This is a genomic window from uncultured Hymenobacter sp., assembly GCF_964243305.1.
In the GTDB taxonomy this organism is placed as follows: Bacteria; Bacteroidota; Bacteroidia; order Cytophagales; family Hymenobacteraceae; genus Hymenobacter.
This window is the reverse complement of sequence record NZ_CAXTEF010000030.1, coordinates 1-23,778: the sequence shown is the minus strand read 5'-3', so window position 1 is coordinate 23,778 and position 23,778 is coordinate 1. Positions and strand designations below refer to the sequence as shown.

The 23,778-nt window shown below is 62.8% G+C and carries 24 protein-coding genes and 1 tRNA gene; 12 read left to right on the top strand and 13 right to left on the bottom strand.

The annotated features are described in order from the left end of the window. Positions 1-42 precede the first annotated feature (42 nt). Positions 43-690, bottom strand: coding sequence for a hypothetical protein (locus tag ACFE70_RS15300; RefSeq protein WP_375418638.1), 648 nt, complete (start codon positions 688-690; stop codon positions 43-45). Between the two features lie 442 nt (positions 691-1,132). Between ACFE70_RS15300 and ACFE70_RS15295 the strand changes: the two genes are divergently transcribed. The 3 genes from ACFE70_RS15295 to ACFE70_RS15285 all read left to right on the top strand — a co-directional run bounded on the left by ACFE70_RS15295 (position 1,133) and on the right by ACFE70_RS15285 (position 4,770). After that, a complete protein-coding gene (locus tag ACFE70_RS15295) occupies positions 1,133-2,056 on the top strand; it encodes a UDP-2,3-diacylglucosamine diphosphatase (protein ID WP_375418637.1) in 924 nt (307 codons plus the stop codon). Between the two features lie 104 nt (positions 2,057-2,160). Next, positions 2,161-3,183, top strand: a complete 1,023-nt coding sequence (locus ACFE70_RS15290) for a glycosyltransferase family protein (protein ID WP_375418636.1) — start codon at positions 2,161-2,163, stop codon at positions 3,181-3,183. Between the two features lie 120 nt (positions 3,184-3,303). Next, on the top strand, positions 3,304-4,770 hold the full coding sequence (locus tag ACFE70_RS15285; protein WP_375418635.1) for a GH1 family beta-glucosidase: 1,467 nt from the start codon (positions 3,304-3,306) through the stop codon (positions 4,768-4,770). Positions 4,771-5,038: 268 nt separating this feature from the next. On the opposite strand, the gene ACFE70_RS15280 is transcribed toward ACFE70_RS15285, so the two are convergent. The 5 genes from ACFE70_RS15280 to ACFE70_RS15260 all read right to left on the bottom strand — a co-directional run bounded on the left by ACFE70_RS15280 (position 5,039) and on the right by ACFE70_RS15260 (position 7,349). Beyond that, positions 5,039-5,845: a hypothetical protein gene (locus ACFE70_RS15280; protein WP_375418634.1), complete on the bottom strand. Its 807-nt coding sequence runs from the start codon at positions 5,843-5,845 to the stop codon at positions 5,039-5,041. Between the two features lie 246 nt (positions 5,846-6,091). Continuing rightward, positions 6,092-6,328, bottom strand: a complete 237-nt coding sequence (locus ACFE70_RS15275; protein ID WP_375418633.1) for a hypothetical protein — start codon at positions 6,326-6,328, stop codon at positions 6,092-6,094. A 66-nt stretch (positions 6,329-6,394) separates the two neighbouring features. Further along, positions 6,395-6,523, bottom strand: coding sequence for a hypothetical protein (locus tag ACFE70_RS15270; RefSeq protein WP_375418632.1), 129 nt, complete (start codon positions 6,521-6,523; stop codon positions 6,395-6,397). 167 nt (positions 6,524-6,690) lie between these two features. Further along, a complete protein-coding gene (locus ACFE70_RS15265) occupies positions 6,691-7,200 on the bottom strand; it encodes a hypothetical protein (RefSeq protein WP_375418631.1) in 510 nt (169 codons plus the stop codon). Further along, positions 7,197-7,349, bottom strand: coding sequence for a hypothetical protein (locus tag ACFE70_RS15260; RefSeq protein ID WP_375418630.1), 153 nt, complete (start codon positions 7,347-7,349; stop codon positions 7,197-7,199). The genes ACFE70_RS15265 and ACFE70_RS15260 overlap by 4 nt, the downstream gene beginning before the upstream one ends. Between ACFE70_RS15260 and ACFE70_RS15255 the strand changes: the two genes are divergently transcribed. From ACFE70_RS15255 to ACFE70_RS15235, 5 genes are all read left to right on the top strand, one after another. Further along, positions 7,296-8,057, top strand: coding sequence for a T9SS type A sorting domain-containing protein (locus ACFE70_RS15255; RefSeq protein WP_375418629.1), 762 nt, complete (start codon positions 7,296-7,298; stop codon positions 8,055-8,057). The genes ACFE70_RS15260 and ACFE70_RS15255 overlap by 54 nt on opposite strands. A gap of 302 nt (positions 8,058-8,359) precedes the next feature. Further along, positions 8,360-8,653, top strand: a complete 294-nt coding sequence (locus ACFE70_RS15250; RefSeq protein ID WP_375418628.1) for a T9SS type A sorting domain-containing protein — start codon at positions 8,360-8,362, stop codon at positions 8,651-8,653. A 55-nt stretch (positions 8,654-8,708) separates the two neighbouring features. Then, on the top strand, positions 8,709-10,100 hold the full coding sequence (locus ACFE70_RS15245; protein ID WP_375418627.1) for an alpha-amylase family glycosyl hydrolase: 1,392 nt from the start codon (positions 8,709-8,711) through the stop codon (positions 10,098-10,100). Between the two features lie 168 nt (positions 10,101-10,268). Beyond that, entirely contained in the window at positions 10,269-12,299 is a 2,031-nt protein-coding gene (locus ACFE70_RS15240; protein WP_375418626.1) for a glycoside hydrolase family 97 protein, read from the top strand. Between the two features lie 82 nt (positions 12,300-12,381). Then, entirely contained in the window at positions 12,382-13,809 is a 1,428-nt protein-coding gene (locus ACFE70_RS15235; RefSeq protein WP_375418625.1) for an alpha-amylase family glycosyl hydrolase, read from the top strand. A gap of 257 nt (positions 13,810-14,066) precedes the next feature. On the opposite strand, the gene ACFE70_RS15230 is transcribed toward ACFE70_RS15235, so the two are convergent. From ACFE70_RS15230 to ACFE70_RS15205, 6 genes are all read right to left on the bottom strand, one after another. Beyond that, positions 14,067-14,207, bottom strand: a complete 141-nt coding sequence (locus ACFE70_RS15230) for a hypothetical protein (RefSeq protein WP_375418624.1) — start codon at positions 14,205-14,207, stop codon at positions 14,067-14,069. Positions 14,208-14,377: 170 nt separating this feature from the next. After that, complete coding sequence (locus ACFE70_RS15225; protein WP_375418623.1) at positions 14,378-16,873, bottom strand: outer membrane beta-barrel protein; 2,496 nt, start codon at positions 16,871-16,873, stop codon at positions 14,378-14,380. Between the two features lie 209 nt (positions 16,874-17,082). Next, positions 17,083-17,517 carry a hypothetical protein gene (locus ACFE70_RS15220; RefSeq protein WP_375418622.1) on the bottom strand — a complete coding sequence of 145 codons (435 nt, stop codon included), beginning with the start codon at positions 17,515-17,517 and terminating at the stop codon, positions 17,083-17,085. 61 nt (positions 17,518-17,578) lie between these two features. Then, complete coding sequence (locus tag ACFE70_RS15215; protein WP_375418621.1) at positions 17,579-18,019, bottom strand: hypothetical protein; 441 nt, start codon at positions 18,017-18,019, stop codon at positions 17,579-17,581. Then, the gene (locus ACFE70_RS15210; protein WP_375418620.1) at positions 18,016-18,630 is read right to left on the bottom strand and encodes an RNA polymerase sigma factor; all 615 of its coding nucleotides are present in this window, start codon (positions 18,628-18,630) and stop codon (positions 18,016-18,018) included. Before ACFE70_RS15210 ends, ACFE70_RS15215 begins: the two co-directional genes overlap by 4 nt. A gap of 185 nt (positions 18,631-18,815) precedes the next feature. Further along, positions 18,816-18,889: transfer RNA gene (locus ACFE70_RS15205), tRNA-Asp, on the bottom strand. Between the two features lie 325 nt (positions 18,890-19,214). Between ACFE70_RS15205 and ACFE70_RS15200 the strand changes: the two genes are divergently transcribed. The 4 genes from ACFE70_RS15200 (at position 19,215) to ACFE70_RS15185 (ending at position 22,946) form a co-directional block, all read left to right on the top strand. Continuing rightward, positions 19,215-20,162: an acetyl-CoA carboxylase carboxyltransferase subunit alpha gene (locus ACFE70_RS15200; RefSeq protein WP_375418619.1), complete on the top strand. Its 948-nt coding sequence runs from the start codon at positions 19,215-19,217 to the stop codon at positions 20,160-20,162. Between the two features lie 114 nt (positions 20,163-20,276). Next, positions 20,277-21,125, top strand: coding sequence for an MBL fold metallo-hydrolase (locus ACFE70_RS15195; protein ID WP_375418618.1), 849 nt, complete (start codon positions 20,277-20,279; stop codon positions 21,123-21,125). Positions 21,126-21,373: 248 nt separating this feature from the next. Then, positions 21,374-22,174 (top strand): patatin-like phospholipase family protein, encoded by an 801-nt coding sequence (locus tag ACFE70_RS15190; protein ID WP_375418617.1) that lies wholly within the window; start codon positions 21,374-21,376, stop codon positions 22,172-22,174. Positions 22,175-22,373: 199 nt separating this feature from the next. Then, positions 22,374-22,946: a 1-acyl-sn-glycerol-3-phosphate acyltransferase gene (locus ACFE70_RS15185; RefSeq protein ID WP_375418616.1), complete on the top strand. Its 573-nt coding sequence runs from the start codon at positions 22,374-22,376 to the stop codon at positions 22,944-22,946. Positions 22,947-23,042: 96 nt separating this feature from the next. On the opposite strand, the gene ACFE70_RS15180 is transcribed toward ACFE70_RS15185, so the two are convergent. Further along, complete coding sequence (locus ACFE70_RS15180; RefSeq protein WP_375418615.1) at positions 23,043-23,708, bottom strand: DUF4159 domain-containing protein; 666 nt, start codon at positions 23,706-23,708, stop codon at positions 23,043-23,045. Positions 23,709-23,778 lie beyond the last annotated feature (70 nt).

Sequence of the window (23,778 nt, the reverse complement as noted above, 5' to 3'; positions counted from 1 at the left end):
TGTCGTTCGTCAGCAGGACGAAGGGCCAGGAGCCCGGCTACGCTACGGCATCTGCACCACGTACTCGTAGGTCTGGCCTTGACGCGGGTCGTATATCTTGACCGTGAGCGGCTGATTGTCAGCGCTCTTTACGAATGACATCTGCTGCTCGGCCTTGTAGAGGTCGCGGTTCCAGAAGCGGCCGTTGCCGGCACGCGGAGCGGCTCGCCACACTTCCTGGCCGCCTTTGGTCAGCGCTTGCAGCACGAGCAGCGAGGGGTCGGCATTGGCGGCACCCCGGCGGTAGATGGTCAGCTGCAATGCGCCGCCAGCGGGCAGGGCCGTGAGGCGGCGCTGGTAGGTCGAGTCGGCCCAGTAGTAAATCTTGCGCATCTCGTCGAGCTGCGTCAGCATCAGGGGGTAGGGCAGGTAGCTCAGGCGGGTGTAGGTGCCGTCCTTTTCGGCGTCCTCGTCGGTGTTCTTGGTCACGTTCAGCACGTTGGTGCCCTGGGCTTCCTTCTGCGGAAACAGGTAGCGCTTGCGGGCGACGCCGGTTTTGAAGTCGGGAATAGCCGGCACGCTCGCCACCGGCGCCGCAGTGGCCGCCGCTGGTGAGGCACTGGCCGGCGGCGCGGGGGCCTGCGCTGAAACACGGGTAGCTGCCGTCAGGCAAAATAGGAGAAAAGTGGCCGACTGGGTAAAAATAGACATGGGTAAAAATGTAGAAATGAGCTAATACGACACAAAGGACGGTATTTTAGTGTTATAATCAAAAGATTCATATTTGTACTATGTTTATAATAAGTTGGGGTAGGGGGCCGGGCGCGGCACGCCTAGTAAAATCATAAAACGCGCGTAACGTGGGGGTCACGGGCGGCAACGAGCTTTGAGGCAGCACTTTCGAGTATCCCGCGCACCTGGCCCAGGTATTTCCCGGCCCTGCTCACCCGTTGCCGCCGCTGCGCGCAGTACCTGGTCTGTGAGTGGTTCGGGCTGATGGTGTGGCGGGCGGGCGGGCTGCATCTGCTTCTGAGTCTGGGCTCCGCGTTTCGCGGGAGCAGCGGCCAGGACGCGCACGGCGGCTGCCGTGGGGTGGGGGCCTAGAAAATAAAATTCTAACCAAGCAGAATTTACGTTGCCCATACCTCCTGCTGTGCCCGCCGCCCCGTGTGAGCAGACCCCGGCCTACCCCGCCGCCCGCAAACGGCGCAGGGTGCAGGTCGCCGTCATCTCCGATGTGCACCTGGGCACCTACGGCTGCCACGCCGCCGAGCTGCTGCGCTACCTCAAGAGCATCCGGCCGCAGGTGCTGGTGCTCAACGGCGACATCGTCGACATCTGGCAGTTCTCCAAACACTACTGGCCGCCGGCCCACATGCGCGTGGTGCGCTACCTGGCCGGCCTGGCTGCCAAAGGCACTCGCATCCACTACCTCACCGGCAACCACGACGAATTGCTGCGCAAGTTCGCGGACTTAAAAATCGGCAACTTCCACCTCGCCAACAAGCTCGTGCTGGACTTGCCCCACGGCCGCACCTGGCTTTTTCACGGCGATGTTTTCGACGTTACTATGCGGCACTCGCGCTGGCTGGCCAAGCTCGGAGGTAAGGGATACGATTTACTCATTTTAATAAATCGACTCGTTAATTTCTTGTTGTACAGATTAGGAAGGCCCCGCGTGGCTTTATCCAAAATGGTAAAGAACCGGGTTAAGCAGGCGGTGAGCGTAGTCAGTAATTTCGAGCAGACGGCCATCACTATCGCCGCCGACCAGGGCTACCGCTACGTGGCCTGCGGCCACATTCACCAGCCCGAAATCAAAGCCCTGCCGACGACGCGGGGCGTGGTTACGTACCTGAACTCCGGCGATTGGGTTGAAAACCTGACGGCCCTGGAGTACACGTCTGCCGCCGGCTGGCAGCTCTACCACTACCACCTCGACGCCCGAATGCAAGATGTGCCGCCCGCCGACGGCCCGGAAGAGCAGGTGGTAGATGCCGACGCGGCGGCCCTGCTGCAAAGCCTGCTGCACGAGATGCGGGCGCCGGAAGCAGGCTCGCCGCCCGGCCGGGGGTAGGGAGCAGCGCCGGGGCTGAAGCGTAGCATTCGCGCGAGTACCTTCGTGGCGCGTGCGCTCCCGCGCGGCAACTCCTCGTTTCTCTTATCTCATTCTTCCTTCTGATGAAGGTGCTCTACGCCATTCAAGGCACCGGCAACGGCCACCTCAGCCGCGCCCTCGACGTTATTCCGCTGCTCCAGGCGCAGGCCACCGGCGGCCTCGACCTGCTCGTGAGCGGCCCGCCTGCCGACCTGCCCCTGCCTTACGAGATGCGCTACCGGGCCCGCGGCATGGGCTTCGTGTTCGGTAAAAAGGGCGGCATCGACTTCGTAAAAACGCTCTGGCAGTTCAACTCGGCGCGCTTCATCAAGGAAATCCGGCGCCTGCCGGTCGAGGAGTATGACTTGGTGGTCAATGACTTCGAGCCGGTATCGGCCTGGGCCTGCAAGCGCCGCCACGTGCCCTGCGTGAGCTTGAGCCACCAAAGCGCCGTGCTGCACCCCGCCGCCCCCCGCCCCGACGTGGAAGACCCCGCCGGCCGCGCCGTGCTGCGCCACTACGCGCCCACCACGGCCCAGTATGGCTTTCACTTTCAGGCCTACGGGCCAGGGGTCAGCACGCCCGTCATTCGCCAGCAGGTGCGCCAGCTCCGACCCACCAATGAGGGCCACTACACCGTGTACCTGCCGGCCTACGAAGAGGAAATGCTGGTCGAGCGCCTGCGCTACCTCAGCCGCGAGGTGCGCTGGGAGGTGTTCAGCAAGCACAGCCCGCAGCCGGCCACCTACGGCAACGTGCAGATTCAGCCGGTGAGCGGGGCCGCCTTTCTCGACAGCCTGGCCCGCTCGGCGGGCGTGCTCTGCGGGGCCGGCTTCGAGACGCCCGCCGAGGCCTTGTTTCTGGGCAAGAAGCTGCTGGTTGTGCCCATGAAAAACCAGTATGAGCAGCAGTGCAACGCCGCTGCGCTTGCCCAAATGGGCATACCTGTAATCAAGAGCCTGCGCGACAAGCACCTCGACCCCGTGGCCGACTGGCTCAGGCACGGCCAGCCCGTGCCCGTTGACTACCCCGACCAGACGGCCGCTATCATTCACCAGCTGCTGAGTGAGCAGCAAGCCGGCGGTAGCCCCCGCTCCCCGCGCTAACCCGTTTTTCTGACCCCGTGGCCAGGTTCGCCGGACCGGAAACAGGCGGCCCGGCGGCAGTTTGTCGCGTTTGCCAACTTACAGGGAGGTAGGGGCCGCGCGGCCCCGGCTTTTTGCTTTATGCCGACTTCCAACGACTTTACGACCAATGCTAGTGGCCAGCTGGCGTCCGCCTTTTTTCCGGCTTCGGCGCCGACGCCTTTTTCGCGGGCGGACTTTGGGGCTGATTTTCACTGGGGCGCGGCCTGCGCCGCCTACCAGGTGGAGGGCGGCTGGCAGCAGCAGGGCAAGGGCCCGAGTGTCTGGGATGACTTTACCCGCCGCCGGGGCGCCATCCGGCGCGGCGAGCACGCCCGCGTCGGGCCCGACTTCTTTCACCGCTGGCCCCAGGACCTGGACCTGGCCCGCGGGCTGGGGCTGACGGATTTTCGCTTCTCGGCGGCCTGGGCGCGGGTGCTGCCCGCCGGCACCGGCCCGGTGAACCAGCCCGGCCTCGACTTCTACGACCGCCTCGTGGATGGCTGCCTGGCCCGCGGCCTGCGCCCCTGGCTCACGGTGTTTCACTGGGATTTGCCGGCCGCCTTGCAGGCCCGCGGCGGCTGGACCAACCGCGACGTGACGGGCTGGCTGGCCGAGTATGCCCAGGTGCTGGCCCGCCGCCTCGGCGACCGGGTGAGCCACTGGATGGTGCTCAACGAGCCGATGGTGTTCGTGGGGGCGGGGCATTTGCTGGGCATTCATGCGCCCGGCCGCCGCAGCCTGGGGGCGTTTCTGGCGGCGGCCCACCACGCCACGCTGGCCCAGGCCGAGGGGGGTAGGGCGTTGCGGGCCGCGCTGCCCGCCGCGGCCCGCGTGGGCACCACCTTTTCGTGCTCGCAGCTCACGCCTCACCGCCCCGGCAACGCCTATGATGAGGCCGCTACCCGCCGCGCCGACGCCCTGCTGAACCGCTTTTTCGTGGAGCCCGTCCTGGGCCTGGGCTACCCGGTGGCTGAGCTGCCGCCGCTGGGCTGGCTCTTGGCACGCTACCAGCGGCCCGGCGACGAAGAGCGGCTGAAGTTTGACTTCGACTTCTGGGGCGTGCAGAACTACACCCGCGAGGTGGTGCGCTTCACGCCCTGGCTGCCCTTACAGTGGGCCACGCTGGTTTCGGCCCGCCGCCGGCAGGTGCCGCATACCGAAATGAACTGGGAAGTATATCCAGAGAGTATTTACCAAATGTTAAAAAAATTTGCGGCTTATCCAAATGCGCCAAGGCTGGTGCTGACCGAGAGCGGCGCCGCTTTTCCCGACCACCTCCAGGCCGGACAGGTGCCCGACGTAGCGCGCCGGGCTTATCTGCAGGCTGCCATCGGGCAGGTGCTGCGCGCCCGCCGCGAGGGCGTGCCCGTGGATGGTTATTTCTACTGGTCGCTGACTGATAATTTTGAATGGGCCGAAGGCTACGGCCCGCGGTTTGGGCTGATTCGGGTGGACTATGAAACCCAGCAGCGCACGGTGAAGGACTCCGGGCGCTGGTACCGGGACTTTTTGAGCGGGCAGCCCGTGCCGGCCGCCGCTGCTCCTAGGGCGGCCGTGGTAAAGTGACCAACTGCCCCACTAGTCAAGGAGCCGGGCAAACTCCTGCCCCCTGCTGGCGGCGAAGGCCAACCTGCTCATTCAGGTCGGCCGGCCCGTGGTCCTGGTTATTTTAAATAATGATGGCCAGCACACCATCACTAAAGGCTTCGAGTCGTCCTTCGTGCAAGGGGAAGTCGCAGGCAATACAGGAAGTGAAAGGAAGTAGGAGGTAGCTGATTAGTAGTAGCTATACGGGGTAGGAAGTATGTCAAAAGTGGTGCTCCACCGCTAGGAGCTATTCTACATCATCGCACTTAGTGGTAACATCGCTAAATAATTGAGAGAATTGCCGATACATCTCCTCCGTCGGTTTTACGCGTTGGGTAGATGTGTTCATGCAGTTAAACCACCCAAAAGTTAGCAGTTCAACTTTCGCGTAACGCAGGTGGTCAGGACTATTGGATTCTCGGTTATATCGCTCAGTGTAAGGCGAGGAGCTGCCACTGCGCAGCTTCTGCTCCTCGACAAAACCCCGCCAATTTCTCAACGTCAGGCTGTCATTGCTGGTGGCCAAGCCTTCAATGTATTTTTTGCAGCTGCTGGGAGAGGCGTTGAGCAGAATAGCGGGATTTGCAACAGCGGCAACGTATAATTTGTGAACTTTATAATCGTCCTCCACCTCCTGAATGGCCTGTCGCTTCAGCATGAGCCACATCGGTTGCGGCACAACGCGCATGGTGCGGTAAAGCCGAATTTGGCGCGTGTACTCTGCAGTCAGGGTGTCAGTGTTTGCCTTGCCCAAGTCATCCGGCCTGTAAACAGTGGTGTTTGTGTTGAGCATCGCATTGCCAAATAGCAGCTTCTGGACGTTGTCCAACTCTTCTTTAGAATACTTGCGCGGGTTATAGCGCCCGCTGTGATGGCACAATTCCGTTTCCCATGAATAGGCAGCCAGCGTATCCGCAGGCATGGCCTTTGCCGACGGCAGAAGGGTTACTTGAGAAGGTGGAGTTAGGGTTTGTGCCGGTTGTTCGGTCGGTTTATCCGGGGAACATGCTCCTAGAAAAACGAGTAGGAGCAGACCGATTGTTTGCTTATTCACGGAAATGGGCAATAGCTACGGCTGGTTCCGTAGGTGCCGCCAATATATAAACGGAGCGCTTTTTTAGCCGGGGCCGTCGGCTTGGCAGGGAAAAGAGAAACTAACTGAAAAGCACGGTGGTCGCGCCCGACCTATATTCGTCAGGCGCTGCTGGGGCCAAGGTCTGGTGGGGTAGGGCCGGTGATGGACGAGCTGTTTCGCGGATTGTTGCGGTAGAGAAGTAGCGCTCCGAAACCCGTGCCATTCCTATCCATCTCTACCCCCGCTGTAGCGCCAGTTCAGCGAAAGTTTGAATACGCGGCCCTCGACCGGGGCCCACAGCTCGCGGAAGATGGGATTGCCGAAGGGGGGTAGGACGACTTGCTCGCAGCGGGTCTGATGGTAGTCGAAGAGGTTTTCGCCGTTGAGCACCACGGTCCAGGGGCCGGTGCGGTAGCGGACCAGGGCCGCGGCGATGGGAGTAGCCGGGCGTGGAACGGCCATCGGAGAGGAATTGGCGGCCGGTGTAAGACGCTTCGATGCCGCCGCCGAGGTGCTTGTTCAGCTCGGTCAGGGCCACGGTGGCGAACTTGTGGCGGGCGGCCAGCTCGACGTGGGGGTTGCGGGGGCGTAGCGGCGGCAGGCGGCGGCGAAAACGTAGCCCAAATACAGCTCGGTTTCGTCGGCGCGCAGGCGCACGTAGGTTTCCAGGCCCTGCGTGACGACAGGGGCCGGCGCGTTGCGCCAGCTCAGCGGCGCGCTGCCGGGCGGGGTGTCGTCCCGGGCTGGCCTTCAGCAGCAGGGCCAGGTGCGGCAGCAGGAAGTTGCCGGAGCAGTTGTGGTGGTCGAGGCGCCGGCCTGCACGTTTAAGCGCGGGGCGGGGTGCCAGTCGTCCTGGGCGAAGGCGCCGAGGGTTTGGTAAATGTAGAGGCTGCGCAGGGGGGTAGGGCGGCGGAGCCCAGGCGCTCGCCGTTCAGATTCAGGCCCGCTACCAGCGTGTGCTGCGCGCCCAGGGTGTGCAGGTAGCTGGCCTCGGTGTGATAGGTGGTTTGATGGGCCTTGAAGGCGGTGTTATTCGTTTCAACAGCGCGGGTATAGTTCGTGATGGTGCCCTTGAGCGTGAGGCGCCCAGTGGCTACGCTGTCGTCGGTATAAACCGCATCGAAGGTGTGGCGCTGAGTGCGGTTGCCGACGAAGTAGAGGCTGCGGGCCTCGTCGCGCAGGGCCTGGCGGGCGCCGGCGCGGCGGCTTTCCACATTGCCGGTGTAGCCGGCAGCGAGTTGGCCGTGGGCCGAGGGGTAGTAAAACAAGCGCGGATGTACGGTCAGGCTGCGCACGCGGGGCACGTCCACGAAGCCGTCAGCGTCCTCGTTCACACCTGCTGGCGGGTGGGGCCGGCGAAGGCCGAGTAGCCCCGGCGCGCGGCGCGCTGGGCCGCAAAGCCGTTGAGGTTGGTTTCGCGCAGCGTCGATTGGTTGAGCGTGGCCGCGTACTGCGGCTGGTTCAGGGTCGGGTCCTGGCTCACGCCACAACCGGCGAGGCCAAGTCGCTGGGCGACGGCCTGAGCGCCGCCAGCACCACCGACGGCGTACCCAGCACCCTGGGCGGCGCCCAAACCACGGGCGCGTACAGCCTGTTTGCGGGCACCCGCGTAGCCTACCTGGCCCCGACCGGCAACATCACCACCAACCCCGGCAACGACAACGGCGGCGGGGCCGGCTCCTACGGCTTAGAGTATGAGTTCGACCGCGCGGCGCTGGGCCTGCCCTCCGGCGCGTCCATCGTGCGCGTGATGGCCGCCTACGTGAGCGGCGACGCTTTCTGGTCGTCGGACGTGATTCCGGAAATTGCTGGCAACGGCAACAAAAACATTGAGTTTAGCCCCAATTTCACTGACCAGGTAAAATTTCCGGGCGTGCAGGCCGCTACCATCAACGTGGTCGTGCTTAGCAGCCGCAAAGCCGATGAGGCCGTGGTGGCGATGAGCGTTTTCCCCAACCCCTCGCAGGGCGAATCGACCATCTCGTACCAGGTGCAGGGCCGCGGCCAGGCTGTGGCGGTCAAGGTCACTGATTTGCTGGGTCGTGAAGTGCGCACCCTGCTCAATACCCGGCAGAATGCCGGTTTCCACGAGCTGAAAGTCGGCACCGGCGCGCTGGCCGCGGGCGCTTATCTGGTGAAGGTGCAGGTTGGCGACCGGATTGCTACCCGCCGCCTGGCCGTGACCCGCTAAGCCGGCTTTACCAATTAGTAGGGGGGGTAGGGAATTTACCCAGCGCACTAAATTCCCTACCCCCCTGCGGCGGCCCAATCCTCCTGGTCCCGACTAAGCTGCCCGGCGCTTACCAGAAAGAACCGGACCAGCTCCCACGCGCCCGCAACGCGCCGCCGGCACTGGCCAGCCGGGCATCGGCGGTCCTTTCGTGACCGCTTCCCTACGCTTTCTTCCTCACCCAAACTCCCACCCCATGAAAAAGCCAGCCGTCAAGTTACTGGCCGCCGTGGCCCTGCTGCGGCCACTGGACCTTGCAGACCGTGCCGCAGAGCTGCGGCGTTCTGGCCGCTCCTAGCACCACGGCTTCCGTTAACCGTCTCGCCATCTTCCCCAACCCGGTGAGCGACGGCGCCCTGACGCTGCTGCTGCCCGGCACTGCCAGTTCCGCCCGGTTGCGCCTGCTCGACGGACAGGGCCGCGTGGTGCTCGACCGCGCCGCCACCCTGACCAGCGGCCAGACCGGGCTGGACGTGCGCGGCCTCGCGGCCGGGCTCTACTTGCTGCAAGCCACAACGCCCGGCGGGGTCTACACGGGCAAAGTAGCCATCGAATAACATCTGCCGGCCGGGCAGCACTTGGTATTGCCCGGCTGATTAATCTACCTTTTTAGTGAAAAAAACAGCTCTTCCTGCCCTGCTGCTCACGCTGGCCTGGCTGGCGGTGGCCGGCCCGCTGCCCGGCCAGACGGCCGCAGTCAAATCCCTACCCCCCTCCCGCGACCCGGCCCAGTACGGCCGGCCCTTCACCAGCGTGCCGCAGGGCCAGAATGTGACCATTTACCAGGTCAACATGCGCGGCTTTAGCAAGGAAGGCACCTTCCGGGCCGTGATGGCCCGGCTCGATTCCATCAAGGCGCTGGGCGTGAACGTGGTATATCTGATGCCAATTTTCCCCATCGGCAAGCTCAAGGCCGTGGACTCGCCGTTTGCGGTGCAGAACTACACGGCCGTGAACCCGGAGTTCGGCACCTTAGCCGACCTGCGCGCCTTGGTGGATGGTGCCCACGCCCGTGGCCTAGCCGTGATGCTGGACTGGGTCGGCAACCACACCTCCTGGGACCACGCCTGGATTACGGAGCACCCCGACTGGTACGTGCGCGACGCCCAGGGCAACATGCGCAACCCCATCCCGGAGTGGAAGGACATCGTGCAGCTCGATTTCAGCAAGCCCGAGCTGCGCCAGGCCATGACCAGCGCCCTGCGCTACTGGGTGCTGGCCGCCAACATTGACGGCTACCGCTTCAACTACGCCGACGGCCCTACCCCCGAGTTTTTCGCCGAAGCCTTTAAAAGCCTGAATGCCATTCCCAAGCACAAGCTCTTGTTGCTGGCCGAAGGCGACAAGAAGAAATATTATCTGCAAGGCGGCTTTCAGCTGTGCTACGATTTCGGCTTCGCTAACGTCATGAAGCACGACATTTTCGCCCAGGGCAAGAGCGTCAAGCTGATAGATTCCGTCAACACGGCCAACTACCGCGGCGCCCCGCCCACGGCCCGGATGCTGCGCTACGTCACCAACCACGACCTCAACGCCTGGGAAGGCACGCCGCAGGAGCTGTTTGGCGGCGGGCCGGGCGCGCTGGCCGCCTTCGTGGTGGCCGCCTACATGAAGGCGGTGCCGATGATTTATAACGGCCAGGAAGTTGGTTTCCCGGAGCGAATCCCGTTCATGGGCACCCGCAAGGCCATTGACTGGAGCCTGAACCCAGCCCTGACTACCGAGTACAAGCGGCTCATTCGCCTGCGCAACGCCAGTAACGCGCTGCGCAACGGCGAGCTGACTTCCTACAGCAGCGACGACGTGTGCGCCTTTACCAAAACGGCGGGCAAGGAGCAGGTGCTGGTGCTGGTGCTGGTCAATCTGCGCAGCTCGCCTAAGCCGTTCTCGGTGCCCGCCGGCCTGGCCGGCGCGAACTGGCGCAACGCATTCGGCGGGCAAGCCCCGGCCGTGAGCGGCCCACTCACGTTGCAGCCCTACCAGTACCTGGTTTTGCGAAAATAATTGCTTAAAAGTGGCCTTCGGGCACTATTTACCGAAGCCGGCGGTAGTGCCGGCCCCGGACCACACCTTGATTCATGCGCGGAATATTACTGCTGGGGCTGCTGGCTACCAGCGTCCGGGCCCCGGCCCAACTCCCTACCCCCCCCCCTGACGGCCAAGCTCGACCGGGTGAGCCTGACGTTTGCGCTGGCCGCCAACGGGCAGCCCACCTACGCCGTGACCTACCAGCAAAAGCCGGTCATCCAGCCCTCGCGCCTGGGCCTGACGCTGGCCGGGGGCGGCGGCTTCGACGGCCCGCTGGTGGTGACGGGCAGCGAGACCAAGGACGTGGACGAAACCTGGCAGCCGGTCTGGGGCGAAGTCAAGAACATTCGCAACCACTACCAGCAGCTCACCGTGCACCTGCGGCAGCCGGCCGCCGACGGGCGCCGGCTCGACGTGGTGTTCCGGGTGTTTGCCGATGGGGTGGGGTTTCGCTACGAGTTTCCGCAGCAGGCTAGCCTGACGTATTTCGTCGTCAGAGATGAGCGCACCGAGTTTAACCTGCCGGCTGACCATAAAGCGTTCTGGATTCCCGGCGACTACGACTCAAACGAGTACACCTACACTACCTCCCGCCTGAGCGCGGTGAACACGGCCGGCATCGAGCCGATTCAACTCAAGGCCGCCCCCACCACGGTGCAAACACCGCTCATGCTTAAGTCGGATGTTGGGCTGTACGTCAATATCCACGAGGCCGCGCTGGTGAACTACCCGGCCATGATGCTGAACGTCAACCCCAAAACCTTTGGCCTGACGAGCCAGCTCGTGCCCGACGCCACCGGCAACGCCGCCTACCTGCAAGCGCCGGAGCACACGCCCTGGCGCACGATAGTGGTGGCCGACAACGCGCCCGCCGTGCTGGCCTCCAAGCTGATTCTGAACCTGAACGAGCCGAGTAAAATCGCCGAAACGAGCTGGATTAAGCCCCAGAAGTTCGTGGGTGTGTGGTGGGAGATGCACGTCAACAAAGCCACCTGGAACTACGCCGACACGACCAACATCAAGCTCGCAAATACTGATTGGACCAAGCTCAAGCCCAACGGCCACCACGGCGCCAACACGGCCAACGTGAAGCGCTACATCGACTTCGCGGCCAAGCACGGCCTGCAAAGCGTGCTCGTCGAGGGCTGGAACGTGGGCTGGGAAGACTGGGCCAATAATTGGAAAGAGGAAGTGTTCGACTTCGTGACGCCCTACCCCGACTTCAACGTGCAAGAGCTGCAAGCCTACGCCGCCAGCAAGGGCGTGAAAATGATGATGCACCACGAAACCAGCTCCTCGGTCACGAACTACGAGCGGCGGCAGGATGCGGCCCTGCGCTTCATGAAGCAGCACGGCTACGACGCCGTGAAAACCGGCTACGTGGGCCGCATTATCCCGCGCGGCGAGCACCACGACGGGCAGTGGATGGTGAACCACTTCAACCGCACCGCCGAAAACATGGCCCGCCAGCAGATTATGGTCGATATGCACGAGGCCGTGCGGCCCACCGGCCTGCACCGCACCTACCCGAACTGGCTGGCTTCGGAGGCCGCCCGCGGCAACGAGTTCAACGCCTGGAGCACCGGCAACCCGCCCGAGCACGAAACCATCCTGCCCTTCACCCGCCTGATGGGCGGGCCGATGGACTACACGCCCGGCATCTTCCAAATCAAGCTCGAAGGCTGGAACGCCGCCCGCAACCAGGGCAAGCAGGTCCACACCACCCTGGCCAAGCAGCTGGCCCTGTACGTAACCATGTACAGCCCTCTGCAAATGGCCGCCGACCTCCCCGAAGCCTACGAGCAGCGCCCCGACGCCTTCCAGTTTATTAAAGACGTGCCCGTCGACTGGGACGACACGCGCATTCTGCTGGCCGAGCCCGGCGACTACCTCACCACCGCGCGCCAGGCCAAAGGCAAAGCCGAGTGGTACCTGGGCAGCATCACCGACGAGCAAGCCCGCACCCAGACCGTCCGGCTCGATTTCCTACCCCCCGGCCGGCGCTACGAGGCCACCATCTACGCCGACGGCCCCGGCGCGAGCTGGGACCAGAACCCAATGGCCTATCAGATTCGCAAGCTCAAGGTCACCAGCAAGTCCAGTCTGACGTTGAAGCTGGCGCCCGGCGGCGGCGCGGCCGTGAGCTTCAAGCCGGTAGGAAAAATAAAAGCCTGAAAGCGCGCCGGCAGGCGGTCGGACCGGACCGCCCGGCGACCCCATCATTTTCTATTTATAATCACTGCTTAACTTCCCCCTGATGTCTTTTTTTCATTCCGCTATCAAAAACAGCTTCGCCCTGGCCCTGGCCGCCGGCCTGCTGAACGCCTGCCGGCCCGACGTGCCGGAGGCACCCGCCCCGCTGCCGCCGGTCGTGGTCGTGCCCGGCATCCCTACCCCCCCGCAGTACGGCACGCCCTTCGCCGCCGTGCCCGACCGGCAGGATGCGGTCATCTACCAGGTGAACATGCGTGCCTTTAGCCAGGGCGGCAACTTCGCGGGCGTCACGGCCCGGCTCGACGCCATTAAGGCGCTGAACGTGAACGTGCTGTACCTGATGCCGATTTACCCGGTTGGCAAGGACAGCAAGGCTGTCAACTCGCCCTACGCCGTGCAGGACTACCGCGCCGTGAACCCCGAGTTCGGCACGCTGGCCGACCTGCGTACGCTGGTCGATGCGGCCCACGCCCGCGGCCTGAGCGTGATGCTGGACTGGGTACCCAACCACACGAGCCGGGACCACCCCTGGATTACGGAGCATCCCGACTGGTACCAGAAAGATGCCGCCGGCAATATTATCTCGCCCTCCAGTGGTACCGAAGTCTACAATGACGTCGCCGCGCTCAATTTCGACAGTACGCCCATGCGTCAGGCCCTGATTTCGGCCATGAAATCGTGGGTTTTCACGGCTAACGTGGACGGCTTCCGCTGCGACTTCGCCGACTTCCAGCCCGTCAACTTCTGGGAACAAACCGTGGACACGCTGCGCAATATCAAGACCCACAAGCTCTTGCTGCTGGCCGAAGGCACCCGCAAAGAGCACTACGAGGAGGAGGGCTTCGACTACACCTTCGGCTTTGCATTTTACGAAGCCCTGCAGGCCGTGTACCGCAACGGCGCTGCCGCCACCAGCTTCGACGCGTTCAACAACAGCGAGTACATTGGCGCCACCAACGGGCAGCACGTGGTGCGCTACACTACCAACCACGACAAAAACGGCGCTAAAGACGGAGGAACGCCGTTCACTTTGTATGGCGGCGACGCGGGCGCCATGTCGGCCTTCGTGGTGGCAGCACTCTACAAGGGTGTGCCGATGGTGTACAACGGCCAGGAAGCCGGCATGAAGCAGGCCATTCCTTTCCCCTTTACTTCCGTGAAGATAAATTTTGATGGCAACCCCGCCGTCACGCAGGCCTATCAGCAGTTGCTCACGGCCCGCGCCGGCAGCGCCGCCCTGCGCCGCGGCACGCCCACCGCCTACAGCACGGCCGCCGTGTGCGCCTTCACCAAAACCGCCGGCACCGAGCAGGCCTTTGTCATGGTTAATACGCGCAACGCCACCGTTCAGTATACCCTGCCGCCTGCACTGGCCAACTCCAACTGGACCAATGCCTTGCGGGGCGGGGCCGTCACACTGGGCAGCCAGGTTTCCCTAGCCCCCTATGCCTACGTGGTGCTGAAGAAATAGGGGGGGGTAGGGATTGAATAAATCAGCTCCGTGAAGGCTGCCCCGCCGGGGCGGCCTACTTACTCGGTCACCCTAATCCGCCTAATCCGCTCGGTCTGGTCGGCCACGCGCAGCCCAAACTCGCCGGCTTCCAGAGGTGGGAATGGAAACAGAAAATATCGCCGGGCCAATTTGCTGAGTGCTGCTTCCCAGTTGGTGAGGGTGCACAACGGGTGCAGTTGCCCCGCCGCGGTGGCTTCGGGCAGCGTGAACTCGTGTTAACTCAGCATGGTGACGTGTTCGTGCAGCAAGGGCGAGAGGCGGCGCCCGCCCTCTGGGCTCAGGCCCCCTCCCGCTTCTTGCCACTGCTCCAGGGGCCGCTGCACCAAGGCGTTCACGGCCAGTACCAGCGCGCTCAACTGGTTCTCCGTGCCTTCACGGTAGCATTAGTGCAGCTGGCCCTCTTTCTTGCCGTGGAAGACGGCGCGGCCCTCGCTGTGGTTGAGAGGCACCAGGATGCGCCGCCGGATGCGCCGCCGGTAGGCCTCGTCCGGCACGTAAGTCAGTGAGCACCGCGTTTTCTCCACTGCTACCCCCCGAAACCACCCGTGTCGCCTTTCGGCTGGTTGTCGATGGTGCTGGCCGGCTTGTTCGTGCCCAGAAACCAGGTAAATCCCAGGTAGCCTACGCGCGTTTCGTACTTGGTCTGGAAGTCGGCAGTGAGCCCTGCGGCCCCCAGTTGGGTGCGCTGACGGCGCGTGTTGAAGAGGTCACTGACGCGCAGGGTGAGGGCCGTCCGGTCGTGGAGCAAGCGCTGGCGCAGGGCCACATCAATCCCGTAAAAGGCCAGCAAGCGACCCTGCGGCACCACCAGTGGCGCGCGGTAGTTGCCGCTGAGCTGCACAGCCAGCGTCTTCGTCGGGCTAAAAGTATTCAGGATATAAGCCGTGCCGGTAAAGTTGGCGCGGGTGCCGTCGCCGGAGTAGCTGGTCACCTGGTTGCGGTAGAACGAGCCGTTGGCCAGGAGCTTCCACCATGTCGTCATGGTCTGCGTCAGCGAGAGTTCCAGCCCGTAGCTGGCCGTGCGGCCCAGGTTGGCGTAGCTGGTGCGGACGATGAAATCGGGCTGGCCGCTGCGGTGGGTCGCCAGCGTATCAATCGTGCGCAGGCTTTGAATGGCTTGGCTGGCGAAGCGCCCAAATAAGGTTGTGCTGAGCGTGGTGGCCTGCCACGCTACCTGGTGGCCCAGCTCCGCGACGTGGACGTACTCGGGGCGCAGGTCGGGGTTGCCGACCACGTAATTGCGAGCATCGGAATAGATAGGCAGGGCAATGATTTGCAGAAAATTGGGCCGGTTCAGGCGGCGCGAGTAGCTGAGCTGCAGGCGCTGGTCGTGGGGCAGCGTGCGCGCCACCGTGGCCGAGGGAAACACGTTGAAAATGCGTTGGCTGGCCGAGCCGGTAGGCCGAACCTGGGCTTGCAGCCCCGTGAACTCAGCCCGCAGACCCGCCTGGTAGTCCCACAGGCCAGCTTTCTGCTGGTAAGTGCCGTAGGCTTGCGGGATAACCTGTTGGTAGTGATAGCGGTACGAGCCGGCTTCCTGGCGAATGAATTCTGCGCCGGCTGCCGGCTGCACCAAATAGTCGGCCGTGCCGGGCGTCACCATGAGGTCGGTCTTAAAGCCTGCCCCCCAGCGGCGCTTTTCGTCCAGCGGCTGCACATAGTCCACCTGCGCGGAGGGCAAGTGAATGGTCACGTCGAGGAACTGCTGGCGCGCCTGTCGGGCGTAGCTAGCCGGCCCGTCCAGCACGCGCTGCTCGCTCGTCACGGTGCCGCCGTCCAGGGTATAGGTAGCGCTGGCGGTCAGTTCGCGGCTAGGGTGGGCAGCCCAGGTGTGCCGGTAGTTGCTGGAAACCCGGATGGTGTAGAGGTCGTCGGTTTCCAAGTTCTGATTTTGCAGGGTGATGGTTGGGTCGGCGCCGCGGGTGAGCAAGGTCGTGAAATTACTGGTCTGGCGCAGGTCGTTCTTGTAAAACTCGGTGGTTAAAGTCAGGCTTTGCTCGGGGCGTAAGGCATAGTCCACGCCCAGGCGGAGGGCCTCGTTGGCCTGGTGGCGGGCGGTGCGGCCGGTCTGGACGGTGCCGGTGGTACGGCCGTCGGCCGCGGCCACCTGCTGCAAGGCCGAGCTGCCTTGGAACGCATTATTTAGCCCGTTTACGTTGCTGTAAAAATTGACTTTGCCTACCCGCCGGTTGAGGTTGAGGGACGCGGTATACTTATTACGAGTACCCACTGTGGCCAGCACGTCGCCGTTCCAGCCGGCCTGGGTTTGTTTTTTCTGCACCAGGTTGATGATGCCGCCCGCGCCCTGGGCCGAATACCGGGCCCCCGGATTGGTGATGACCTCGATGGTTTCGAGGCGGCTGGCGGGCAGCTGGTCGAGGCGCAGACTGCTGGGCGCGGGCTTGCCGTCGAGGTAGAGCGTGACGCCCGCGCTACCCCGCAGGCTGACTTGCCCGTTCTCATCCACGGCCACGGAGGGTACTTTTTGCAGTACATCGGCCGCCGTGCCGCCCGCGCTGTTCAGGTCCTTGCCCACGTTGAGGATGGTTTTGCCCAGCTCGTTGACCATCGCTGCTTTTTCACCCTGCACCACCACGCTGCCGAGCTGCACGGCCGCCGGGGCCACCAGCCACTCGCCCAGGCGGGCCGCCGGGCTAGTTGCGCTCAGCGTGGCGAGCCGGCGGGCGGGCCGGTAGCCCAGGGCCTCGGCCCGCAGCAGGTAATTGCCCAGCATGACGTTAGCCAGCACAAAGGTGCCATTTTCGGCCGTTTGGGTGTTGGCTACCACAGTCGAGTCGGGCAGACGCAGCAGCAAGACGTTGGCAAAAGGGAGCGGCTGGCGCGTGCGCTGGTCCAGCAGCGTGCCGGACACTTCGCCCAAGGCCTGGGCGGACAGCGTACCGGGCAACAAGCCAACCGCCATCAGCCCGGACCACCAAAGCCGCCTACCCCGGTGCGCAATCAGAAAGCGTCCGAAAATCTGGAGGAGGAGCCGAGCGCCTATCTCTCTGATTTGTTTCATAACTATATGATTAATAAAGTTAAGTGCAATGCAAATTACCAGGCAATACCTATTAGCTTGTGCTGAGTATCCTGACTGATTCATCGGATTTTGGAGATAAGGTGATAGAAAAAGGAAGACGGTCGGGGTAGGAGCCTCTCCCGGCCAGCGGCAACCTTTGTGGTTAGGAAGGCGCTGAAAAGGGGTAGGCAGAAAGGCGTTGCGCGGGGTTACTTCGTTTGGCGGCGCAGGAAGAGGTAGTAGGCCAGAAAGCCAAGGGCGGTGCTGAAAATCAAGATGATGACGGAGTGAATGCCCAGGGGCAGGTACCAGCTGCATACCGTGAGTCCCGTGCCACTGCTCAGGAGCAGCGCGACCCATTTCACTACCTTGTTTTGTTCGTCCTGCGGGCCGGGCAGCAAGCGCTCGACAATGCTTTCCGAAATGATGGCTGTATCAATTATCTTATTTTTTAATAAGTAATTCAGTAGCAGCTTAATGGCCGCCAAAATGAAGTAGCCGAGCAGGAAAAGTGCGATGGCGGGAAAAATGACCCGTCGCGCAATCTCCACTGCATTTGCATCAAGGGCCGGTAGCAGAGCAGGCTGGGCCGAAGCTCCCCAGGCGGTCAGGCAGAAAAGCAGGAGCAGCAAAAACCTTTTCATAATTCGGGCCAGGGGGTAGTACCGCATGTGACCGGCCGGAGCCGTTCGGGTTGCAAAAAAATTACGAAAAAGCCAGCCGGCGCATTTGCCGGCGGTGCTGGGCCAGCAACTCCAGGCATTGCCCGGCCACGATGACGCCAGCCACTGCCGTAAGGCCGGCCCCTGGCCCGGTTGACAAGCTCTGGAAAGCCTGCACCAGCACGCCACCGAACAGGGCCAGAAACGCGGCCACCACCCCCAGCACGAGGGCGGTCACCCCGCTGAGCACCCAGGGAAAAGCGGGCCGGGCCCTGGGCAACTGCGCCAGGACGGTGGCCGTGAGGTCGAAATCAAAAGCCGGCGGCGGCAGGCGGGCCGCGGCCGTAAACAGCTGCTGGTAGGTAGCTACCCGGCCCTGGCACTGGCGGCAGCCGCGCAAATGAGCCGCCTGGGGGGTAGGCAGCCGGGAAGTGGATTCCGCGGCCTCCTGAAGGGCGCGTTCGGAAAGATGGGGGCTCGTCATAAGTCGTCGCGTTGATAGCGGGCCAGTAGTTGCTGCTTCAACAGTTTCCGCGCCCGAAAGAGGTAGTTTTTCACGGTTCCGTCCGGCAGGGAGGTTATCTGGGCAATTTCCTCGTAGCTCAGTTCCTGCTGGTGATACAAGGAAACCAGGGTGCGGTAGAGCGGGGGCAGCTGCTCGATGGCCGTGCCCAAAATGCCGGCCAGGTCCTGGCCGAACAGGGCTGTTTCGGGGTCGTAATCCGTACTGGCGACCAGCGCGGGCGGGGCCCGGCGGCCCTCTGCTGGCGGGTCATCCGGCGCGGGCTCCGAGGGGTCTACCAGCACCAGGTGCTTCTTTTCCAGGTAGTGCAGGCACGTATTATAGGTAATTTGGCCGACCCAGGTGGAGAGTTTGGCTTGAAACTTAAACCCGGCTAAGCTCTTGAAAACCTTCAAGTACACCTCCTGCGCAATATCCGGGCGGTCGGCGGGATGCCGAATCATTTTGAATACCAGCTGCGTCACCAGCCCTTCCGTGCGTCGCACGATTTGCCCAAAAGCCGCCGTGTTTCCCCCCAGCACCTGCGCCACAAGCTGCTGGTCGGTGGCGGGGGGGGTAGGCGGGTAGCTCATCGGAGCATGAGACCAGTCAGCCGAAATGATGTTGCACCAGGGCGCTGTTCGGCGGTGGTTCCGTGTTCCGAAAGGCGCTTGTGAACTCAGCTCAGGGATGCGCGGCAATACTGCCAATAGATACACCCAGATAAAAAATAAAGCGCCCACCCTGCTGACAGGATGGGCGCCTTACTAAGCGGTTGCGGTCTGGACGGGACTCGAACCCGCGACCTCCGCCGTGACAGGGCGGCATTCTAACCAACTGAACTACCAAACCGTTTGCCGAGGCGAAAAACACGACTGTTTTCCGCTTTGGTGCTGCAAAGGTAGGGTAGGGAGGGGCCGCGCCGCAAGCCGCTACCAGAATTTTTCTGAAAAACAGCCCCGTTCCTGAGCTTGCGGCTTGTTTTTCAGCCTGATTGGTTTTCGTGACTGGCTCCCGCAGCGGATGTTTTACCTTTGCCCGCCGCCGCCCGCCCCTGGTATGACGGCCTTGGGCCGGCGCGGGGGGGTAGGGATTGCCAATTTCCTGCTCCTTGCCCGCGGGCCAGCCCATCCAACATCCGCGTAATCTGCCTTATCAGCCTCATCTGCGATACTACATGCTTCTTGATTTTGAACAACCCATTGCCTCGCTCGAAGGCAAGCTCGTAGAAATGCAGAAACTGGCCGACGAAAGCCAGGTCGATGTTACGGAGGCCGTCGCGGCCCTCAAGGCCAAGATTCAGGCCCTCAAGAAAGAAACCTACGCCAACCTCACGCGCTGGCAGCGGGTGCAGCTCTCGCGCCACCCCGAACGCCCTTACACGCTCGACTACGTGGAGGGCATGACCGACAAGTTCGTCGAGCTGCACGGCGACCGCACCGTGGCCGACGACAAGGCGATGGTCGGCGGCTTTGCCGAGCTGGGCGGGCAGCCGGTGATGATTATCGGCCAGCAAAAGGGGCACAACACCAAGCAGCGGCAGTTTCGCAACTTCGGGATGCCCAACCCCGAGGGCTATCGCAAGGCCCTGCGCCTGATGAAGCTGGCCGAGAAGTTCAATGTGCCCATCATCACGCTCATCGACACGCCCGGCGCCTTTCCGGGCCTCGAAGCCGAAGAGCGCGGGCAGGGCGAGGCCATTGCCCGCAACCTCAAGGAAATGTTTATGCTCCGGGTGCCCGTGATTTGCGTCATCATCGGCGAGGGCGCCAGCGGCGGCGCCCTGGGCATTGCCATCGGCGACCGGGTGCTGATGCTGGAAAATACCTGGTACTCGGTGATTTCGCCGGAGTCGTGCAGCAGCATCCTGTGGCGCTCCTGGGACTACAAGGAGCAGGCCGCCGAGGCCCTCAAGCTCACGGCCCTGGATATGCAGAAAGCGGGCCTCGTTGATGGTATCATCAAGGAGCCGCTCGGTGGGGCCCACACGGCGCCCGAGGAAATGATTAAGACGCTGAAAAAGACGCTGCTCAAAACCTTGAATGAGCTGGCCGCCATTCCAGCGACGGAGCGCATCTCGCAGCGCATTGACAAGTTTTCGGCGATGGGAGTTGTGGTCGAATAAATTTCACGCAGTGTCCCGCAGTGTTAAAATACGCAGTGTTCCGCAGTGCACGGGCGTCAGACACTGCGGAACACTGCGTATTTTAACACTGCGGGACACTGCGTGAAATGAAATATGAACTTGCACACCATCAATCCCGGCCTTTTCAAGCTCGACGGCGGCGCCATGTTCGGCGTGGTGCCCAGGAGCATGTGGCAGAAGCTCAACCCGCCCGACGCCAACAACATGTGCACCTGGGCGTTGCGCTGCCTGCTCATCGAAGACGGCAGCCGCCTGCTGCTGATTGACACCGGCATTGGCGATAAGCAGGACGAGAAGTTTCGCTCGCATTTCTACCTGCACGGCGCCGCGACGCTGGAAAGCGAGCTGCAAAAAGCCGGCTTCACGGCCGCCGACATCACCGACGTTCTGCTCACGCACCTGCACTTCGACCACTGCGGCGGCGCGGTGCGCCGCACTCCGGATGGTAAGTTGGAAACGGCTTTTCCCAACGCTACCTACTGGAGCAACGAGGCCCATTGGAACTGGGCCGTGCAGCCCAATCCGCGCGAAAAAGCCAGCTTTCTGAAGGAGAATATTCTGCCTGTTCAGGAGAGTGGGCAGCTGAAATTTATTGACCCGGCCAGTGGCCTGCCCGCTGACCTCTCACCGCTGCGCGAGATTATCTACGCCGACGGCCACACCGAAAAGCTAATGGCGCCGGTGCTCCAGTACAAAGGGCGCACGCTGGCTTTCCTCTCCGATTTGCTGCCCAGCGCGGCGCACGTGCCCCTGCCCTACGTGATGAGCTACGACATGCGTCCGCTGGTGACGATGGCCGAAAAAGAAGTTGTGCTGCGCCGCGCGGCCGACGAAAACTGGGTGCTCGTGCTCCAGCACGACCCGGCCCACGAGTGCTGCACCGTGCAGCACACGGAGAAGGGCATCCGCGTGGCCGAGACGTTCGGCCTGGCGGATTTATAGGGGGTAGGGAATTGTTAAACGACCAACTCCCCTCCGTTTTTAAGAAGGGGACGTGGCCGCGCGGCGGCTACTGGGGTGGTGCGCGTCGTTGAACGAGGCCGGAACGATTACGCCCCGCAATTCCCCTACCCCCCTGTTTGCCGCCTAAGTCGTTCCACGGGGTGCACCACCCCAGCTCCTGCTTTGCAGGAGCGTCCCCTCCTTAAAAAAGGAGGGGAGTTGGTCGTTCTCGCCGGTTTCTTTACCCTATGACTCCCTACCCCCCCCTCCCGGCCCAACCCCAGCAGCAGCAGCTCGGCCTGGCCTTGTCGGGCGGGGGCGCGCGGGGCATTGCGCACCTGGGGGTGCTGGCCGCATTTGACGAGTTGGCGCTGCCGGTGGCGCGGCTGGCGGGCGTCTCGTCGGGAGCCATTGCCGGTACTTTTTATGCGGCTGGTTTCGCCCCCCGCGAGATTCTGCGGCTCCTGCTGGCCACCAACCTGGCCCGGCTCACGCGCCCGGCCTTCAGCCGCTACGGCCTGCTGCACCTCGACGCCGTGGAGCGGCTGCTGGCCGCGCACCTGGGCGGCAACCCCACCTTCGCCGACCTTCGCCTGCCCCTCACGCTGGTCGCCACCGACCTGGGCGCCGGCGAGTCGGTTTACTTCTCGGAAGGGCCGCTGCTGCCCCCGCTGCTGGCCTCGTCGGCGGTGCCCATTCTCTACCGCGCCGTCGAGTATCAAGGTCGGCAGCTCGTCGATGGCGGCCTGCTTAATAACCTGCCCGTCGAGCCCCTGCTGGGCCGGCCGGGCCTGCGCGTGGTGGGCGTGCACTGCAATCCCATCAACCCGGCCGCCCACATCAACACCTTTCGCCGCCTCATCGAGCGCACGCTGCAACTGGCCATCAACGCCAACACCAAGGAGCGCCAAACCCAGTGCCACCTGCTGCTGGAGCCGCCCGAGCTGCGCCACTACCGCCCCCTGGGCTACCGCCGCGGCCAGGAGCTGTTCGACATCGGCTACCGCCACACCCTGAGCCGCGCCGCCGAGCTGCGGGCGCTGCTGTAAGGTGGGTGCGTGAGCCATTAAAAGAACGTCCTGCGGAGCCCCGCGAAGCACCTTGCTTGAGAAATCCAATTGTGAGGTCAAGCTGATTAGTGCTGCGAGCGAGATGCTTCGCGGGGCTCAGCAGGACGTTCTATTGTGCGAAACTTCCCGAACAATTACCCAATTTCGCCCCGCAATCTTTCGCCTACCCCCTCCCTTCATGCCCGCCCGCAAAACCTCCACGTTCTGGTATTACTCGGCCAAATTCGTTTTCTGGGTCGCCGGCTGGCACCTGGGCGAAATTCATAACCGCGATATCAAGAAAAGCATGATGATTGCGGCCCCCCACACCAGCAACTGGGACCTGATTCTGGCGCGGGCCGCCTTCTACCTTATGGACGTGCCGGTGCGCTTCACCGTCAAAAAGGAGTGGACCGAGCACTGGCTGCTCGGCAGCCTGGTGCGCGCCGTGGGCGGGCTGCCCGTCGACCGCCGCAAAAACAACAGCCTCGTCGAGGGCATGGTCAAGCTCTTCGACGAGCACGACGAGCTGGTCATCCTCATCACGCCCGAAGGCACCCGCGCCTACCAGTCGCGCTGGCGCAAGGGCTATTATTTCGCTGCCCTCGGTGCTCACGTGCCCATTCGCCTGGGCTACCTCGACTACGCCAACAAGGAAGCCGGCATCGGCGAGGCCGTGTACCCCACCGGCAACTACGAAGTCGACGAGGCCCAAATTAAGGCCTTTTACCGTACCAAAACCGGCCGCTTCCCGGAAAAGGGAGTCAGGTAATTTTCAGTTAACAATTAACAGTTAGTAGTGAACAGACCGCATTACTGCGCCGATAAGTGGTCTGTTCACTGCTAACTGTTAATTGTTAACTGAAATTCAGTCTTGCGTCAGCGCATACGCCACTAGGTTGGCGCCCATGCGCAGGGCGGCCTCGTGGGTGGCCGGCGTGTCTTCGGGATAGGTGCCCACGTCTTCCCAGCCGTTGCCCAGGTCGCACTCGTAGGTGTAAAAGCACACCAAACGGCCTTTATATAGCAGGCCGAAGCCTTGTGGACGCCCGCCGTCGTGCTCATGCACCTTGGGCAGCCCCCTGGGGAACTGGTATTTCTGATGATAAATTGGGTGCGAAAAGGGCAATTCCACGAAGCTCAGCTCGGGAAATACCTTCTTCATTTCGGGCCGGATAAATTTATCCAGGCCGTAGTTATCATCAATGTGCAAGAAGCCGCCGCCCGTCAAATAGCGCCGCAAATTGCGCGCCTCAGCGTCGGTGAAGCTCACGTTGCCGTGCCCTGTCATGTGCAGGAAGGGGTAGGTGAGTAGCTCCGGCGCGTCCAGCTCCACGGTCGCCTCGTCGGGCGCGATGTTGGTTTTCAGCGCCTGATTGCAGAAGCTGATGAGGTTGGGCAGGCTGGTTTTGTTAGCGTACCAGTCGCCCCCGCCGCCGTAGTGCAACTTGGCTAGGCGGAAGCTGGGCGCGGGCGGACTGGCGGCGGTGAGGGAGAAAAGTAGAGCGGCGGTGAGCAGCAAGGATTTGAGCATAACTTGTATTAATTAGGGGCGGTGGTCTAAACAAGGGTGAGGTTGTAATTATCAATTACGATTTTAATAC

What these genes read in the sequence shown, in the direction of transcription:
- ACFE70_RS15300 (WP_375418638.1), bottom strand. Translation starts at nt 690, where the DNA reads ATGTCTATTTTTACCCAGTCGGCCACTTTTCTCCTATTTTGCCTGACG.
- ACFE70_RS15290 (WP_375418636.1), top strand. Translation starts at nt 2,161, where the DNA reads ATGAAGGTGCTCTACGCCATTCAAGGCACCGGCAACGGCCACCTCAGC.
- ACFE70_RS15285 (WP_375418635.1), top strand. Translation starts at nt 3,304, where the DNA reads ATGCCGACTTCCAACGACTTTACGACCAATGCTAGTGGCCAGCTGGCG.
- ACFE70_RS15275 (WP_375418633.1), bottom strand. Translation starts at nt 6,328, where the DNA reads ATGGCCGTTCCACGCCCGGCTACTCCCATCGCCGCGGCCCTGGTCCGC.
- ACFE70_RS15235 (WP_375418625.1), top strand. Translation starts at nt 12,382, where the DNA reads ATGTCTTTTTTTCATTCCGCTATCAAAAACAGCTTCGCCCTGGCCCTG.
- ACFE70_RS15225 (WP_375418623.1), bottom strand. Translation starts at nt 16,873, where the DNA reads ATGAAACAAATCAGAGAGATAGGCGCTCGGCTCCTCCTCCAGATTTTC.
- ACFE70_RS15220 (WP_375418622.1), bottom strand. Translation starts at nt 17,517, where the DNA reads ATGAAAAGGTTTTTGCTGCTCCTGCTTTTCTGCCTGACCGCCTGGGGA.
- ACFE70_RS15215 (WP_375418621.1), bottom strand. Translation starts at nt 18,019, where the DNA reads ATGACGAGCCCCCATCTTTCCGAACGCGCCCTTCAGGAGGCCGCGGAA.
- ACFE70_RS15210 (WP_375418620.1), bottom strand. Translation starts at nt 18,630, where the DNA reads ATGAGCTACCCGCCTACCCCCCCCGCCACCGACCAGCAGCTTGTGGCG.
- ACFE70_RS15200 (WP_375418619.1), top strand. Translation starts at nt 19,215, where the DNA reads ATGCTTCTTGATTTTGAACAACCCATTGCCTCGCTCGAAGGCAAGCTC.
- ACFE70_RS15195 (WP_375418618.1), top strand. Translation starts at nt 20,277, where the DNA reads ATGAACTTGCACACCATCAATCCCGGCCTTTTCAAGCTCGACGGCGGC.
- ACFE70_RS15190 (WP_375418617.1), top strand. Translation starts at nt 21,374, where the DNA reads ATGACTCCCTACCCCCCCCTCCCGGCCCAACCCCAGCAGCAGCAGCTC.
- ACFE70_RS15185 (WP_375418616.1), top strand. Translation starts at nt 22,374, where the DNA reads ATGCCCGCCCGCAAAACCTCCACGTTCTGGTATTACTCGGCCAAATTC.
- ACFE70_RS15180 (WP_375418615.1), bottom strand. Translation starts at nt 23,708, where the DNA reads ATGCTCAAATCCTTGCTGCTCACCGCCGCTCTACTTTTCTCCCTCACC.